We start from the raw sequence: 18198 nt of genomic DNA, 5'->3' as shown, positions 1-18198 counted from the left end.
ACTCTGTTTGTGTCATTTGTGGCTACTTCACAACAGCAAGTAAATTTATTTGCTTTAGATGAAGTTTCAGTTACTTCAGGTGTTTTCAAACAAGCTGCCGAAACCGATTTTGAATATATTAAGCAATTGAATCCAGACCGTTTATTAGCGCCATTTTTGCGTGAAGCAGGCTTAAAAGCCAAAGCAGTTTCTTATACCAATTGGGAAAACACAGGATTGGATGGGCATACATTAGGGCATTATCTTTCGGCACTATCCATGTATTATGCTTCTTCAAAAGATAAAAAAGCGGAAGACCTAATCGCATATGTTTTATCAGAATTAAAACGTGTTCAAATAGCTAATGGCAATGGTTATATTGGAGGTATTCCTGAAAGCGAAACATTATGGAATGAAATTCACCAAGGAAACATAAAAGCAGGTAGTTTTAGCTTAAATAATAAATGGGTGCCACTTTATAATATCCACAAAACCTTTGCAGGATTAAAAGATGCTTGGGTTTACGCACAAAAAGCTGAAGCTAAAACCATGCTAATCGAATTAACTAACTGGTTTATCCACATTACGGAAAATCTAAATGATGCTCAAGTACAAGACATGTTACGTTCTGAACATGGTGGATTGAATGAAGTTTTCGCCGATGTTTATGCTATCACAAACGATGCTCGTTATTTAGAATTGGCTAAGCGCTTTTCCCAATGGACACTTTTAAATCTATTAGCAGCCAATGAAGATGTTTTAACAGGTATGCATGCTAATACGCAAATTCCAAAATTTATTGGTTTTGAAAGAATTGCGCAATTGGAACACAATAAAAAATACCATGATGCCGCTTTAAACTTTTATGATAATGTTACTAAAAAAAGGTCATTAAGTATAGGTGGAAACAGTGTAAGAGAACATTTTAACCCAATCGATAATTTTAGTTCGGTTTTAAGTAGCGAGCAAGGTCCAGAAACTTGTAACACGTACAATATGCTTAAACTAAGCAAACTATTGTTTGAAGATTCAGGAAATGCAGATTATATTGATTTTTACGAACGGGGGTTATACAACCATATTCTGGCTTCTCAAAACCCCAAAGGCGGTTTTGTATATTTTACACCCATGCGTTCAGGTCATTACCGTGTTTACTCGCAACCAGAAACCAGTTTTTGGTGTTGTGTTGGTTCGGGCATGGAAAATCATACTAAATATAACGAGTTAATCTATGCTAAAAAGGACAATGCACTTTATGTAAATTTATTCATTCCTTCAACAGTAACATGGGATGAAAAAAATGCTATCATTACCCAGAAAACCAATTTTCCAGAAGAAGCTTCAACAACCCTAATATGGCAATGTAAAAAGAGAACAACTGCAACCGTAAAAGTTCGATACCCACAATGGGTTAAAAGTGGAGAATTAAAAGTATATGTAAACGGAAAGCTTCAAAAAGTTGAAGCAACATCGGGCACTTTTATTTCACTTACTAGAAAATGGAAAGATAACGATCGTGTAGAAATGAAGCTTCCAATGCATTTAAGTTTAGAAAACATTCCAGATCAATCAGGATATGTTTCTATTAAATACGGACCAATAGTACTTGCTTTAGCTATCAATAATGAAAATCAGGATGGTTTATTTGCAGATGATAGTAGAGGTGGTCATATTGCATCTGGTAAATTTTTGCCTGCTACAGAAGCTCCAATGTTTCTTATAGAAAATTTGCAGGATATTTTAAATAAAATAAAACCGGTTCCAAACGAGCCACTTAAGTTTTCTGCTGCTGGTTTATTGTATCCTGAGAAGTATAAAAACCTTGTTTTAGAACCTTTTTATAAAATTCATGAAAAACGCTATGCTATTTATTTTAAAACTGAAACACCAGAAGACTTAGCCAAAGCGCAAGCAGCTATTGAAGAAAAGCAAAAGGCAGAATTATACCTGCAAACTATAACACTTGATTATGTAGCTCCAGGAGAACAACAACCAGAATCCGACCATGGTATAAAACATGAAAACTCAAATAGTGGATTAAACCAAAACCGCCATTGGCGTGATGCAACTGGTTGGTTTAGTTACAATTTTAAAAACAAGGAAGCAAGAAATAAAGCGTTGCGAGTTACCTATTTTGGTAAAGACGCAGGGCGAAAATTTAAGATACTTGTTAATGGCGTTGTTATTGCAAACCCTGAGTTTATGGGTGAAAAAGGCGACACTTTTTTTGATGTAGATTATAACTTGCCAGAAACAGTTGCTAATAATTCAGAAACACTAACAGTACGTTTTGAAGCAGAAAAAAATTCAGTAACCGCAGGAATTTATGGCGTTCGATTAATAAAATTATAGAATAAAATATAAACAAAACTAATAAAAATGAAATTAAAAACCTTAACTAAGCAAGGCTTATTGGCCTTTTTAATTACCGTTTTACTGGTAAATAATAGTGTAGCACAACAAGAACTTTCGGTTGATTTAAGCAAAACCATAGCGCCTATACAACCAACCATGTACGGTATCTTTTTTGAAGATATCAATTTTGCTGCCGATGGTGGTTTGTATGCCGAAATGATTAAAAACAGATCCTTTGAGTTTGATAATCCATTTATGGGATGGCTTCAACCCAAAAGCGATCGTCATTCATTTAATTCAAATTCCGGTATTGCTTCGGCGGTAAATTATACGGGAAACCCAACTAATAAGAATTACATTAGAGTTAAAGTAAATAACGATAAAGGTTATGAGCTTATAAACGAAGGGTTCCGAGGTATGGGAATTAAAAAGGATGCTAGTTATAATTTATATGTTTCAGCAGCCAAACCAAGTGGTGATATAAAAACCATTACTTTTCAGTTTATAGATAAGTCAGGTCAGGTTTTAGGTGAAACTAAAATAGCGCCAACTTCGCCTGTTTGGAAAGAATATTCAGCCGAAATTAAAGCAATTAAAACCGAAGCAAAAGCACAGTTAAAAATTACTTTTGAAGGCACAGGTGAAATTGATTTAGATATGATTTCCTTATTTCCTGTTGATACTTGGAAAGGTAGAAAAAACGGATTGCGTAAAGATTTGGTACAGCTTCTCAATGATATGAACCCAGGTTTTTTACGTTTTCCAGGTGGTTGTATAGTAGAAGGTAGAACTTTAGAACAACGCTACCAATGGAAAAAAACGGTTGGTGCAGTTGAAGACAGAGAAATTTTAATAAACAGATGGAATACGGAGTTTGACCATAGATTAACTCCCGATTACTTTCAAAGTTTTGGATTAGGCTTTTTTGAGTATTTTTTGTTGTCTGAGGACATAGGTGCTGAGGCATTGCCAATTTTAAGTTGTGGAATGGCATGCCAGTTTAACACAGGTGAATTAGTGCCTATGGAAGAATTAGACCCTTATATTCAAGATGCTTTAGATTTAATTGAATTTGCAAACGGTTCTATTGATACCCACTGGGGAAAAATTAGAAATGAAATGGGACATCCAAAGCCATTTAATTTAAAGTACATTGGTATAGGCAACGAACAATGGGGAGCAGACTATATTGAACGCTACAAGGTTTTTACAAAGGCAATAAAAGAGAAATATCCAAAAATGATTATTGTATCGGGAAGTGGTCCTTTTCCAGAGGGTGATTATTTTGATTACGGATGGGAAGAACTTAAAAAACTACAAACAGAAATAGTTGATGAGCATTATTACAAACCGCCACAATGGTTTAGAGAAAACGCTACACGTTACGATAGTTACGATCGAAATGGACCTAAAGTATTTGCAGGTGAATATGCAGCACAAAGTGTTGCCATTGCAAGCCCATTAAATAAAAATAATTGGGAATGTGCACTATCTGAGGCTGCATTTATGACGGGCTTAGAGCGTAATGCCGAAGTAGTACATTTAACATCGTATGCACCACTTATGGCACATGAAGAAGGTTGGCAATGGACACCAGATATGATTTGGTTCAACAATTTAGAATCGTATGGGACAGCAAATTATCAGGTTCAAAAAATGTATGCCATCAACAAGGGTACCGATTTGCTTTCAATTACTTTAGATGGAAAACCTGTAACTGGTCAGAGCAATTTATATGCTACCGCAGCTAAAGATTCAGATAAAAAAGAACTTATTATCAAACTTGTAAATACATCTAGTAGCGCACAAGATGTTACAGTAAATTTATTAGGAAAAAAAGTAAGCTCTAAAGGAACAATTACAGTTTTAACTAGTGATAACTTGATAGACGTAAATTCGTTTGAAATGCCAAATAAAATTAGTCCGAAAACATCAGCCTTTAAATTAAAAGGAAAAAAAGCGGTGGTAGATTTACAACCAAATAGCTTCGTTATTTTAAAATTTAACTTAATATAAGTTCTATTTTTTTAATACTTTTAAGCGTTAAACTTATAAGTGTTATAGTTACACTGTTTGATTTTAGTAAAACATTGAAGTAAAAGTTAAAAATTACCAATTAAAAATCACCACTAATTATGAATAGATTAAAGAAAAGTATTTATGTTCTTTCCTTGCTAAGTATTGCTTTTTTAAGTGTACAATGTAAAAACGAAAAGAAAAAAGAGGTTGAGGTTGTTCCTGAAAAAGTAAACCTAGTAACCATTTCAAAAGAAGCGTATGGTACAACAGCCGATAGTATTGCTGTAGATAAATACACTTTAAAGAATGAAAAGGGTATGGAAATAGATATTATAACCTATGGAGGCATTATTACAAAATGGACAGCTCCAGATAAAAACAACAGTTACCAAGATATTGTTTTAGGTTATAATACCTTAGCGGAATACGAAAAAGCAACACCTTATTTTGGTGCTTTAATTGGTAGATATGGCAACAGAATTGCTAAAGGCAAATTTTCAATTGATGGTACAGAATATACTTTGGCAACAAACGATGGTTCTAACCACTTACACGGCGGTGTAAAAGGATTTGATAAAGTAGTTTGGACAGCTGCTGAAGCTTCAACAGATTCTACAGCATCAATTATACTTACTTATTTAAGTAAAGATTTAGAAGAAGGTTACCCAGGAAATTTAAAAACCACAGTAACATATACACTTACAAACGATAATGAATTGTTGGTTGATTATGAAGCAACTACCGATAAAAAAACCATTGTTAACTTAACACAACATTCTTATTTTAATTTGTCAGCCGATTTTTCTAAACCTATTTTAGACCATGAAATTGCAATAAACGCTGATAAATTTGTACCAGTTGATGCTACTTTAATTCCAACAGGCGAACTTAAAGATGTAACCAATACGCCATTCGATTTTAGAATAGCTAAAGCCATAGGAAAAGATATTGGTGTTAAAAATGAACAATTAACCAGAGGTTTAGGTTACGACCATTGTTGGGTTTTAAACAACCAAAATGAAGGTGTTAGACTTTCTGCGTCTGCTTACGAGAAAGAAAGTGGCAGATTACTTGAAATTTATTCAGATGAACCGGGGATTCAATTATATACAGGCAACTTTTTAGATGGCACATTACCAAATAAACAAGGAGGTACTTATGCTCATAGAACTGGCTTCTGTTTAGAAACGCAACACTATCCAGATTCACCTAACCAAAAAGATTTTCCTTCGGTGGTTTTAAGTCCAGGAGAAACGTATAAGTCTAAAACATCATTTAAGTTTTCAGTTAAATAGTATTTCTTATAGTTTTAAAAGCAAAAACCCAGTAAAAGTTATTTACTGGGTTTTTGCTTTTATAAGGTTAAAACTTCATTACAAAGCCATCGTGTGCTTGCATGGTTACCGTTAACTTATCGGTTGCTTTTATGGTTTTCTGTTTGAATTCATTAGTATCTTCAAAAATAATAAATCCTTCTTTTTTATTCACAAAAGATAAGTCGATATCAAAATGTTTTGGTTCGTTATCACCATTAATACCAACAATAAACCACGTATCACCTTTTTTTCTAGCTATAATAGCATGCTTTCCAGGAAAGCCTTCAATAAATTTAGAATCGTCCCAATTGGTTGGAATGTCCTTTAAAAAATCAATAACAAATTGAGGTTGTTTTGCCATTCCTTCAGGAATTTCTGCAATGTGTTGTATCCCCGATAAAAATAAAACTGGAAGTGCCAATTCAAAAGCAGCAGTTGTTTTTCTTGTAATATTTGGAATAGAATCTAATACCATAGGTGTAAAATCCATTGGGTCAAACACATTGCGGGTAAATGGTAACATGGCACAATGGCTTGGTTGAAAATCGGCAGTTTCTTGAGTGAAAGTTATAAACTCTTCGCCTTTTATGGCTTCTGTGGTTAATAAATGAGTGTAAGTACGTTGCCAACCTCTAGGTAGTGTGGCACCATGAAAATTAACTGTTAATTTATGTGCTGCTGCATCTTTTAGGATGCCATGATAATAAGCGATCATAGATTGTCCGTCACCACCAAAGAAATCAACTTTTAATCCTGCAATACCTATGTTTTCAAGTTTTTTAAACTCTTCAACTCTGTCTTTATGGGTAAGTAATTTACCTTTTGGATGGTAAGGTGTGGTATTCCAAGAACCAGAAGAATTATACCAAAGAATTAATTTCACATTTTTGGTTTTTGCATAATCAGCGAGTTCTTTAATTTTTTCATAACCAATTTTTGTGTCCCAATCGGCATCAATTAAGCAATAAGGCCAATGCATTTCTGAAGCATAATCAATAAACTTAATGGACGTTTCAAAAGTTGTAAAATTGTCTTTTAACAACACCCAACTCCAAGAGCTTAATCCGCTTTTAATAAATGAGGTGTCTATATCAATAGCTTTATCAGCTAAATCGGTGCCTAAAGTGCTTTCTGTTATGGTTTTTAATGAGCCAATCGTAATGATACGCCAAGGTGTAAACCAAGGTAATTTTGATTCAGGATTTAATGCGCCGTTAGGAAAAATTTCTTCCTTTTGAGGAAAAGTTACCTGTAATGCGCTTGCAGAATCGCTATATTTTAATCTGCTCCCGCAGTAATTTTCGTTTAAAGCAGTTTCAGAAATTAAAACCCAAGTATCGTCCGTATTAAAAAGTGCAGGATAAACCCAACCTTCACCAATAGCTGATTTAGTAGCTACAGGAACGTCCATTTGATAGTGTTCTTCATACGATGGGTTTGTGCTTTCCCAACCCGTTTTAGCTTTAGACATGGGTTGTAACCAAGCTTTGGTGTTTTCATTAAAATTATAGGTTGTTTTTTCTTCAACAATATATTTTACATCGTTTGATGATTCAGGAAATTGATATCTAAACGCAATACCATCATTTGATAATTGAAAAATGATGTTAATTAGATTTCCTTCTTCATTTTGCAGCTCTACTATATATTGATTGGCTGTATAAGCAATGTTTTTTCTTTTTCCTTGTAACATGGTATAGGAATCTGAAACCAATTTAGGTTGTGAAATAGTTACAATTTTTAAGTTGTTATAAAAGTTAGCATCTTCTCTAATAATTCCAAGTTGTGAAGAGTCTATAACCGTTTTATTGTTATAAAATACTTTGTAAAAGGGTATTTTGTTTTTGTTTAAATTGAATTCTAACTGAATGTTTTTATCGGGGCTTTCAAATACTGTAATGGCTTTTTCACTATTACAAGCAACTAAAAGCAGACTATAAATAAATAGAATAATGTTGGTTTTCATAAATAAGTGTTTCATGCACACTTGTAAAAATACACAATTGTATTTAATTATAGGATACTTCTAGATAAATGTTTTTTGTTTATTTCATTAAAAAAGTAAGACACTTTTTTACAACAGCTTTTAAATGAATGGGTAAATCTTCTTTTTCCCAAGGATGGCTCGCCCCAAAAACGTGATTAGCGCCATCAATAATTTTTAATTCACTATTGGGGTTCCATTGGTGGAGATTTTTGGCTTCATCTATTAAAACACTGGTGTCATCATTTCCATGAATAATAAGATGTGGTATTTTTAAGTTTGAAACGGCACGTTTTATAGTTAAGCGTTCTTCATTAGCTATAAAATCTTCATAAAACTGATAATAATGCGGCATTTCCTGATGGGTTCTACCGTTTACAATATAGGTTACGCCGTTTTGTTTCCAAGATTCTAAATCGCTAAGCGCGTCCATTCTACTGGCATAATCAGATACGCTAGCTAAACTAACAATGCTTTTAATTCTGCTATCTTCTTCAGCTTTTATAAGCGTAATGCCACCACCTCGGCTATGGCCTATTAATGATAGGTTGTTTGGGTCTGTAATGGCTTTTATATCATCGTTATTAAAAACCCAATCTATAACCGATTCTAAATCGTCTACTTCCTTTGTGTAATTATTGTTTCCAAAAGCTTCTAAATCAGGAAAATCTATGGGTTGCTCAACCGTACCGCCATTATGGGAAAAGTTGAATTTTATAAAGCAATATGATACTTCAGCAAATTGTTTTGCCATTAAATTCCAAGCGCCCCAATCTTTAAAACCTTTGTAACCATGGCAAAATATAATAACGGGTAAATTTGTTTTATTTTCAGGATAGGTAGCATCCATGACAATGGGTTTTTTGTGTTTTCCGTTAATTACAATATGTTGTTGTGTTAGCATTTTTAGACGTCTTTTTCGATGAATGGAATATTGGGATTACAGATTTCTAAAATGAGCTTTTTTAGTTCAACTTCAAAATTAGCGATAGTTTCTTTAGTAATCAAGAAGTCTTTTTTAGCACCATTACCCGATTTGTCTTTTTTGGCAAATTTTAAAACACCCGCATTTAAGTTTTTAAACGAAATAATACCAGCTTCAACAGGCAATTTTATATGCCCCATTAAATACATCATATAAGCATACGTTAGCACTTGAAAAGACTTGCTGTATTTTTTATAATCGGTTGTGATAGCTTCCCAATCAACAATTTCAATGTGAGATTGGTCTACGCGTCCAGTTTTATAATCAATAATTCTGAGGGTGCCATTATATTCATCAACCCTATCAACTTTTCCAACAAGTTTTACAGGAAAATCAAGCTCAGGAAAATTGACCAAAACTTCATTATTCGCTTCAATAGCCACTATTTTTATTTGATTTCCGGCGTTTAAATCCTGAATTTCCAAATCTAAAAAATTGGATACATAGCGTTTGGCTATTTCAAAAACTATCAGGTTTTTACCTTTGGTAATATCACCTTCCTTATATTCATTTTTAAAGTGAAAGCTTACTTTTTCTTCAATTTGAGCTTTTAAATTTTTAATGATTTCTGAAGTTATAAACATACCCATTAAAGGTTTATAAAAATCTTCAAGCGTATTGTGCACTACAGTTCCTAAAGTGTTGGCAGCAACGGTTTCTTCAACATCATCATGCTCTTTTATTTTTAAAATTTTCTGATAATAAAAATCGATAGGATTTCTAATATAAGAGGTTAAAGATGAAGGTGAAAACCCTTTGTTTGAAACATCAATAAGTGCTTCTAAAAGTTTGTCGTTTTTTTCAATTGTTTGTAAAGAAGCTTCAATAACAGGCACTTGAGGCGCTATAATTTGATGGTTTATTTTATGGATGTCCTCTAGATCTAATTGGGTTATAAACCTGCTTTTTTCACCGCCAGTTAGTACATCAGCTTCGGTATTGTATAAAATGTAGATTTTTTTGGCACGTTGTAACAATCGGTAAAAGTGATAGGTATAAACCGCATCCTTTTCTTTGTAGGTAGGAAGTTCGTTTTCCAATTTTACATCGAAAGGAATAAATGAATTGTTGCTTTTCCCAGAAGGAAGAACACCTTCGTTTACAGATGAAATAATAACCGTTTCAAAATCTAAAACCCGCGATTCCAACATCCCCATAATTTGCAAACCCTGTAAAGGTTCCCCTTGAAAATCTAAAGTTTCAGAACTTATTAATTCTTTATAAATGCTAAATAGTGCTGAAATATCTTTGATGTGTTGGTATTTTGAATTTAAGCGCGACAATTCATTGAACAATTCATTAAAACGGAATAAATACTCTAAGGAAAGTAATTGATACGCTTTATTTTCATCCAAATGGTTTTTAATACTTAAGATGAGCTGAAAGCAATTATTTAGTGCTAAATCGATGGTTTTATCCCAGTTTGAAAATAATATATCGATAACGCTAACCGATTTTGGCGCTATTTCTTTTAAACGCTGTGCACTAACGTAAATAATATTATTGGCATCAATGGTTTCAATTATTTTTGAAGCATAATCTATATTTTCAACAAACAAAAGCGGTCTTATAAATTGATGTGAAATTATGTTAACCACATCTTTATAGTAAAAAATGTTTGAAGGTGTTTTGTGTATATAAAAAAGCGATTCAAATAAAGTTGCCAAAGGTATAGACTTTAACGGAAAACCCATGGTTATATTTAAGGCATCAATATTTTCTGGAAGCGCATTAAGAACGGGAATTAGTAAGTTTTCATCGCCTAAAACCACAGCAGTATTTTGTAAGCTTGCATTTTGGTTTTGCAAATTTTTTAGCAACGACCCAATGTACTTTGCTTGCCCAATATTTTTAGGAATTCCAAACGTTGAAATATGCTTTTCTTTTGAATAATTAGTTGTAATCCATTGAAACGGATTGTTCTTAAAGTAAGTCCAGTTTTTTTCGTGTTGCCTTGTAAACAAAGCGGCATCGTGGTTTGCACTGTTAAAAAAAGTAGCATCAATATCCCAATAAACTTTTGCTAAATTATTTTGAAGTAATTCTTGAATGATGGTTTCTTCACAAGTGTTAAGTGCATTAAAACCTAGAAAAACATGTTGTTTTTTATTATTGTTTTGAATGTAGCTTTTTAAGTTTTCAACCGCTGCTCTGTAAATTAAACCTTGATAGCCTATTTTTTTACCTATAAGTTGCCTTGTAAAATGGGAATAATAGGTGTGTAACTTGTTCCAAAAGGACAAATATTTTTTTATGAATTCCGTTTGATTTTCTTCAAGTGACCAATGATGATTTTCAATGTCTTTTATAGCACTTAAATAATTGAAAATGTTTTTTTGAGGAATAAGATACCTATCAATTTCATTAAAATCCTGAAGTAAAATTTGTGCCCATTTGGAAAATACTTCAAATGTATCCGTTTCTTCTTTTTTTGTTATTTGGGTGTAAGTATTATAAAACTCAAACAACAATTCAGTATTTGATATGGTTTGAAGTTGAGACAGTTCTTCAACAAACTCTTCAATACTAATAATGGTAGGCGAAAAAATAGTTTGATTGCTAACTTTATGTAGTTGATGCTTTAAAAAAAGTCCAGCCCTTTTACTAGGTAAAACAAACGTTAATTCGGAAAGGTTTTTGTTCTGGTTTTTTAAATCGTTTAGAACATCAAAAATAAAAGTTGTCATTGTATAAAAATAAAAAACGCTTCGGATATCCGAAGCGTTTTAAACTTATTTATTTTCTACTTTAAAAGTATTATTTAGCTAAGTTAATTTCAACACGTCTGTTGTTAGCTCTACCTTTAGAAGTATTGTTAGTATCGATTGGATTAGACTCACCGTAACCTTTAGAAGAAAGTCTGAATTGATCAATACCATTTTTAGTTAAGTAATCTTTAACTGAAAGTGCTCTAGCTTCTGAAAGCTCTTGGTTTAATTTATCACTACCAACGCTGTCAGTGTGCCCTTCAACTGTAAATTTAGAATTAGGGTACTCTTTAAGAATTTTGATGATATCAGCTAATACAACTTCAGATTGTTTTTTGATGGTAGATTTACCAGTATCAAATAAAATCGTTTTAGCGTAAGCATTTAAAGTTTTTTGAACTTCTTCTGAAACTTCAGGACAACCATTGTTAGCAACAGTACCTTTTACAGAAGGACATTTATCATCTTTATCTAATACACCGTCACCGTCTGTATCTGGCCAAGGACATCCTTGGTTTGCAGCAGGACCAGCAGTAGTAGGACATTTATCGTCAGCATCAGTTACACCGTCACCGTCAGCATCTGGACAACCAGATAAAGCTTTTAAACCAGCAACAGAAGGACATTTATCATCTTTATCAGCAACACCATCACCGTCAGTATCAGGACATCCGTTTAATTCAGCTGTACCAGCTTCGTTAGGACAAGAATCTTTGCTATCTTCTATACCGTCACCGTCAGTATCAGGACATCCGTTGAAAGCTGCAATACCAGCTACATCTGGACAAGCATCATCTTTATCAAAAATACCATCACCATCAGTATCAGTACCACCAAACTTGATAGAAATACCAGCAGTATGTTGGAAATGAGTTTGTAAGTAATCTTCGAATGCGTGTTTGTAAGAAGATTGTAGGGTTAAACCAACATTGTCACTAAACCAAACGTTGAAACCAACAGTTCCGTTTAAGGTACCAGCACCAATTTCGTCAACCCAAGTGTAACCACCACCAACACCTAAATAAGGATCGATAGTTGTACCTTGTAAAAAGTTATATTTAACAGTACCATCAACACCATAGTAAGATAAGTCATCTACTGAAGAATCTCCCCATTTGTCAATTTTATTTAATGATCCAGCAACTCCTAATGAGAAACCATCACCTAAGTATTTAGATACTGAGATAGTTGATAAAGATGGTAAGATGTTCCAGTGGTCATCCACATTAACAAATTCATCAAAAAAGGTTTCACTAAGAGGGGCTCCGTCTCCAGTAGGGTAGAAATCAACTGCGTTTGCACCAATGGTAATTTGCCATGGGTTGTTTTTGTCTTGCGCATTAGCGTTGCTATAACCAAGTACAAGCAACATAGCGAACAATAATCTGCTAAGATTTTTCATATTCAAAAGTTTAATTTTTAAGTGTTAATTGTAAACAAAAGTAAGTTGTTAAATTTTATTAACAAAGATAAATATATAAAAAAAATGAAAAATTCGCTTATTTATTTCTATTTCAGAATGATTTTACACAATTTCAGATTTGTTTTATATAATATCCATTAATTTACCAACTTTAGTGAATGCAAGAATAGCCTTATCTAAATGCACTTTTGTGTGCGCAGCTGATAATTGTACGCGAATTCTTGCTTTTTCTTTCGGAACTACAGGAAAAAAGAAGCCAATAACATAAATTCCTTCCTTTAAAAGCATATTTGCCATGGTTTGAGATAATTTGGCGTCATAAAGCATAATTGGAACAATGGCAGAATCACCATCTATAATGTCAAAACCGGCATTTTTCATTCCTTTTTTGAAGTAGTTGGTGTTCCATTCTAAAGTATCGCGCAATTTGGTGTCGTGGGCAAGCATATCAAAAACTTTAATTGAAGCTCCAACAATAGCAGGTGCCAAGGAATTTGAAAACAAATAAGGGCGCGAACGCTGACGAAGCATCTCAATGATTTCTTTTTTACCCGTAGTGTAACCACCCATAGCGCCACCCAAGGCTTTTCCTAAAGTGCCTGTTATAATGTCTATTTTATTTAAAACGCCCTTTTCTTCAAGAGTTCCTCTACCTGTTTTACCTATAAAACCGGCAGCATGACATTCATCTATCATTACCAATGCATCGTATGTGTCGGCTAAATCGCAAATTTTATCAAGAGGTGCTACTATACCATCCATAGAAAACACACCATCTGTTACTATGATTTTAAATCGAGCCCCATTTTTATTGGCAGCAATAAGTTGGTTTTCTAAATCTTCCATATTGCTGTTTTCGTAGCGGTAGCGTGCAGCTTTGCATAAGCGTACACCGTCAATAATGGAAGCGTGGTTTAAGGAGTCGGAAATAATGGCATCTTCAGCACCTAATAAAGGTTCAAAAACACCGCCATTGGCATCAAAAGCTGCAGCGTATAAAATGGTGTCTTCGGTTTGGTAAAAATCAGCTATTTTTTGTTCGAGTTCCTTATGAATATCTTGAGTACCGCAAATAAACCGAACCGAACTCATGCCAAAACCATGTGTATCCATGGCATCTTTAGCGGCTTGAATCACATCGGGGTGCGACGATAATCCTAAATAATTGTTGGCACAAAAGTTTAAAACGGTTTCGCCCGTATTTAAAGTTATTTCTGCACCTTGAGCAGAAGTTATAATCCGTTCTTCTTTATAAAGTCCGTTGTTTTTTATGTCTTGAAGTTCTAATTGAAGATGATTTTTTAGTTTTCCGTACATAATTTTGCGTTTTTAGCAAAGTTATACTTCTTTTACTGAAATATCACTATTTATATAGACAAGAATCTTCTTTTTAACACTTATGTTCATCTCTTGCAAAACATCTTGGTAAGATTGTAATTGCTGTGCATGTTTTTTATCTTCAAAACCTGTTTTATAATCAATAATGACCGCTTCATTTTCAGTGTTTATAACCACTCTATCTGGTCTTAAAATAATGCCTTCTTTGGTAATAATATCACGCTCGTTATAAATGGTGTTGCTCGACGTGTAAAAAGTATCAAGTTTTGGATGGTCTACTATTTGAACCACCAACTTTTTTAATTTTTCTGCTTGTTCGGTATTAATGGCATCGGTGTTTAGATAATCACTCATTACAAAATCAATATCATCTTTGGTATTGATTTTAGACATGATGCTGTGAAGCAGGTTTCCTTTTTCAATAGCTTCTTCTTGGGTAGTGTCCCAAAGCATGCCCGATTTTGTTACCACTTTTATATGATGTGTTTCCTTGGCAGTGGATATAAATTCGTTTTGAATGGTGGTATTTGTTGAAGCTTTTTTAGCTTTCGACGTTTTTTTGATGCTTCCGAAGGTATAAACAGTTTGCGAATCGTTCCAAACACCTAAATGTTCTAAATAATTTATAAACAACCCTGAATATTTTTTGCTATTTACTTCGCCTTTTGTTGAAATGTCTTTGGTCGTAATAATATAAAGTTGCTCCACCGCTCGGGTAAGTGCTACATATAATAAGTTGATGTTGTCCAACTCTTGTTCAGATTTGTGGTTGTTGAAAATTTCCAAACCAGCATCACCAAAATTCTCAAAATCTTTATTGAAATTCAGTAAAGTATGCGAGAAGCCGTTATAAACATCTTTATTTATAGGAAACCATTCTTTGGGCTCCAATTCTCGGTAAATATCCAAATCGGCATACGGAAAAATAACCACTGGAAACTCCAAGCCTTTCGATTTGTGTATCGTCATAATTTGAACCGCATTTTGTCCTTTGGGCGATACAATACTTAAATTGTCTTTTTTCTTGTTGAAATAATCTAAAAACCCTGAAATATCAGAACCTTTTTTCTGTGAAAAATCCAAAACAACATCTAGATAAAACTGAATGTAAGCGTTGGATGTTTTAACTAAATTAAAACTTCTCACAATGGTTTCAGCTAAATCGTAAAGCGGAAGTTGCAATAAATTTTGGTTGTTGATGAACACATGATGTGCTTCAAAACTTTTGAAAAGCTGTGTTAATGATAAAGGCAAATGGCTACTGAAAAAATCGTGCTTATTTTCAATACTGAATGAAGTAGCCAAATAATCTAAAACGGCAATTTTCAGTTCGTTGTTTTTAGGCTGAATTAACAACCCCAACAAATTATTTATAAATTGTACTTCGGGTGCATTATTTATTAACAAGGTTTCAGAAGACACAATGGGTATGTGGTGTTGACTTAAATAATTGGCAATGGCAACACCTTCTTTTTTCTTTCTAACTAAAACACAAATAGCGTCTAGGGTAAAGTTGTTTTCTAAGCAACGCTCAATGGTTTTTAAAGTGTTTTCACAAAATAATGCGTCTCTATCATCATCTTTTTCAATATCTAAAAATGATAGCTCCACATAGCCATCTTCTTGTTTACTAATGTTTTGATGTGCGTTTTCGTAAAGATTTTTATAAGTTTCATTGTTGAAAACCTGATTGGACAAATAATTAAAAAAGCCATTGTTGAACGTAACAACCTCTTTAAAACTCCTGAAATTAAACTTTAAGTCCTTTACTTTTTGTTCAAGAATTGGAAACGGATTGGCTTTTTTATAAAAAAGATTAATAAACTGTTCCGCTTTTCCTCCGCGCCAACGGTAAATAGCTTGTTTAGCATCGCCTACCAACATGGCGGTTCCTTTATCTGAAGCCAGCGAATTATCCAGTAACGGAATTAAATTTTGCCATTGCATGGTTGATGTATCTTGAAACTCATCAATGAAAAAATGATTGAATTTTTCACCAATACGTTCGTAAATAAACGGTGTAGGTTGGTTGCTTATTTCTTTACTGATGATGCTATTGAATTCTGAAATAAGCATTTTATTTTGATCTAACTTAAGTTCGGTTAGCTCATTATTAATGGCGTTTAAAACCGATAGCGGCGTGATGTTTCTATAAAAAGCCTTTAAAAATTTAAGATGGAAAACAGCTTGTTTACTTAAATTAAAAGCGGAGGCTATTTGTGGTTGAATTTCCTCAATGGTAGCAGCAATATTTTGGCTTACACGTTTTGGGAATAAGGTGCTGCTTTCTAAATTTTCTTGCCATTTGGTACCAAATGAAGCATCAAAATTTTTATCAGCTAGTTTTTGAAAATGTTTTGGCAAATAGCTTCCAGAGAAATCGTTAAATTCCAATCCGCATTCTTCAATTAAATTCAATACACTTTGGGAGGTTTCAACAATAGAGGTTTCGGTCGATTTTATTTCTTTGGTCAACAAACTTTTCAAAGCTAAAAAATCGTCCAAAGTTTTGTCCTTTAAAGTTTCAATAAAAGGCACATCGTTTTCATTAACCAACAGTTTAGCTATTTTGTTAAAATCGAACGATACATCCCAACTTTTATCATCATCGGCTTTTTCAATAGCAAAATCAACCAACACATTGGTAAGCATTTTGTCTGTTCCTGCCTTTGCAATTAAACTGTCCACGGCTTCATTCAAAAGGGATTCTTGGTCCAATTCCACTTCAAAATTCAAAGGCAATTTTAAATCGTAAGCAAAAGTTCTTATAATTCTATGGGTAAAGCCATCAATGGTCGAAATATCAAACGCAGCATAATTATGTATAATGTTGTTTAATAGTTTTTTAGCTTTTTGGTGAAGCTCGTTTGGCTGCATTTGCAACTCTTCACACATAATGGCAAACATACTGTCAGGGTTTTCTAAAATTTCAATATCCGAAAACGTTTTAAGCACCTCAATAATACGCTCTTTCATTTCGGCCACCGCTTTATTGGTAAAAGTAATAGCAAGAATGTACCTATATTGGTTTGGATTGCTCGATTGAAATAAAATTTTTAAATATTCTTTAACCAAGGTAAAGGTTTTGCCACTACCCGCAGAGGCGTTATATATAGTAAAAGGATGGTTTTGCGGCATGAATTTTAAAATTTTGGATACAAGATAAAAACTATCAATGGTTTGATAACAATTAATTATTTTTAATTGATGTGTTTTATCCGTAAATTTGAAAAAGAAAATAAATACTAATAATAAAAACAAAAAATTATGGCTTTCGAATTACCGGAATTAGGATATGCTTATGATGCTTTAGAGCCTCATATAGACGCTCGTACAATGGAGATACACCACACAAAACATCATCAAGGATATACTACCAATTTAAATAATGCAATTTCAGGAACCGATTTAGATGGAAAATCTATTGAAGATATTCTTGCAAATCTTGATATGAACAATACTGCAGTAAGAAATAACGGCGGCGGTTTTTACAACCACTCCTTATTTTGGAATGTGATGAATCCAGAAGGAAAAGGCTATTTATCTGGCGAATTAAAAGATGCTATTATAGCAGCTTATGGATCGGTAGATGCTTTTAAAGATGCATTTGCAAAAGCAGCAGCAACCCGTTTTGGTTCAGGATGGGCCTGGTTATGCGTTCAAAAGGGTGGTAAAGTAGAAGTTTGCTCGTCGCCAAACCAAGACAATCCGTTAATGCCAGGGGTAGGCTGTGGAGGTACGCCAATTTTAGGATTGGATGTTTGGGAACACGCCTATTACTTAAACTACCAAAACCGTCGTCCAGATTACATCAATGCGTTTTTTAACGTTATTAACTGGAACGAAGTAGAAAAACGTTACGCAGAAGCGAAATAACATAGCTTTACATATTGAACTAAAAGCAAGTTCATAATTGGGCTTGCTTTTTTTTTATGGCGTTACCCAAATGGGTCGGGCTTTTCGCTATATCTTTTGTTTTTTGTCATTCCTGCGAAGGCAGGAATCTATTTTTAAATATTTTGCTTCTCAAAAAGTGACTTTCTTATTAATTAAAAAAACAAAAGGATGTCGCTGCAATCCCTAACGCACAT

10 protein-coding genes are annotated in these 18198 nt (G+C 33.5%); 4 read left to right on the top strand and 6 right to left on the bottom strand.

The window, feature by feature from the left end; translation table 11 throughout:
* Positions 1 to 18: 18 nt before the first annotated feature.
* The 3 genes from ACGK9U_RS01280 to ACGK9U_RS01270 all read left to right on the top strand — a co-directional run bounded on the left by ACGK9U_RS01280 (position 19) and on the right by ACGK9U_RS01270 (position 5648).
* Positions 19 to 2331, top strand: coding sequence for a beta-L-arabinofuranosidase domain-containing protein (locus ACGK9U_RS01280; RefSeq protein WP_394464544.1), 2313 nt, complete (start codon positions 19 to 21; stop codon positions 2329 to 2331).
* Between the two features lie 27 nt (positions 2332 to 2358).
* Complete coding sequence (locus ACGK9U_RS01275) at positions 2359 to 4350, top strand: alpha-L-arabinofuranosidase C-terminal domain-containing protein (RefSeq protein WP_394464543.1); 1992 nt, start codon at positions 2359 to 2361, stop codon at positions 4348 to 4350.
* 119 nt (positions 4351 to 4469) lie between these two features.
* Positions 4470 to 5648, top strand: a complete 1179-nt coding sequence (locus ACGK9U_RS01270) for an aldose epimerase family protein (RefSeq protein WP_394464542.1) — start codon at positions 4470 to 4472, stop codon at positions 5646 to 5648.
* A 67-nt stretch (positions 5649 to 5715) separates the two neighbouring features.
* Here the strand turns inward: ACGK9U_RS01270 and ACGK9U_RS01265 are convergent, their stop codons facing one another.
* From ACGK9U_RS01265 to ACGK9U_RS01240, 6 genes are all read right to left on the bottom strand, one after another.
* On the bottom strand, positions 5716 to 7650 hold the full coding sequence (locus tag ACGK9U_RS01265; RefSeq protein WP_394464541.1) for a glycoside hydrolase family 97 catalytic domain-containing protein: 1935 nt from the start codon (positions 7648 to 7650) through the stop codon (positions 5716 to 5718).
* A 64-nt stretch (positions 7651 to 7714) separates the two neighbouring features.
* A complete protein-coding gene (locus ACGK9U_RS01260) occupies positions 7715 to 8557 on the bottom strand; it encodes an alpha/beta hydrolase family protein (protein ID WP_394464540.1) in 843 nt (280 codons plus the stop codon).
* Positions 8558 to 8559: 2 nt separating this feature from the next.
* A complete protein-coding gene (locus ACGK9U_RS01255; RefSeq protein ID WP_394464539.1) occupies positions 8560 to 11325 on the bottom strand; it encodes a PD-(D/E)XK nuclease family protein in 2766 nt (921 codons plus the stop codon).
* A gap of 70 nt (positions 11326 to 11395) precedes the next feature.
* Positions 11396 to 12748 carry an OmpA family protein gene (locus ACGK9U_RS01250; protein WP_394464538.1) on the bottom strand — a complete coding sequence of 451 codons (1353 nt, stop codon included), beginning with the start codon at positions 12746 to 12748 and terminating at the stop codon, positions 11396 to 11398.
* 144 nt (positions 12749 to 12892) lie between these two features.
* On the bottom strand, positions 12893 to 14086 hold the full coding sequence (gene kbl / locus ACGK9U_RS01245; protein WP_394464537.1) for a glycine C-acetyltransferase: 1194 nt from the start codon (positions 14084 to 14086) through the stop codon (positions 12893 to 12895).
* A 21-nt stretch (positions 14087 to 14107) separates the two neighbouring features.
* On the bottom strand, positions 14108 to 17245 hold the full coding sequence (locus tag ACGK9U_RS01240; RefSeq protein WP_394464536.1) for a UvrD-helicase domain-containing protein: 3138 nt from the start codon (positions 17243 to 17245) through the stop codon (positions 14108 to 14110).
* A gap of 129 nt (positions 17246 to 17374) precedes the next feature.
* On the opposite strand from ACGK9U_RS01240, the gene ACGK9U_RS01235 reads away from it, so the two are divergent.
* Positions 17375 to 17983 (top strand): superoxide dismutase, encoded by a 609-nt coding sequence (locus ACGK9U_RS01235; RefSeq protein ID WP_394464535.1) that lies wholly within the window; start codon positions 17375 to 17377, stop codon positions 17981 to 17983.
* Positions 17984 to 18198: the final 215 nt, after the last annotated feature.

The sequence above is a fragment of the Mariniflexile sp. HNIBRBA6329 genome, assembly GCF_043558645.1.
GTDB lineage: Bacteria > Bacteroidota > Bacteroidia > Flavobacteriales > Flavobacteriaceae > Mariniflexile.
The sequence above is the reverse complement of the archived record's forward strand: the minus strand, read 5'-3'. Positions and strand labels throughout refer to the sequence as shown.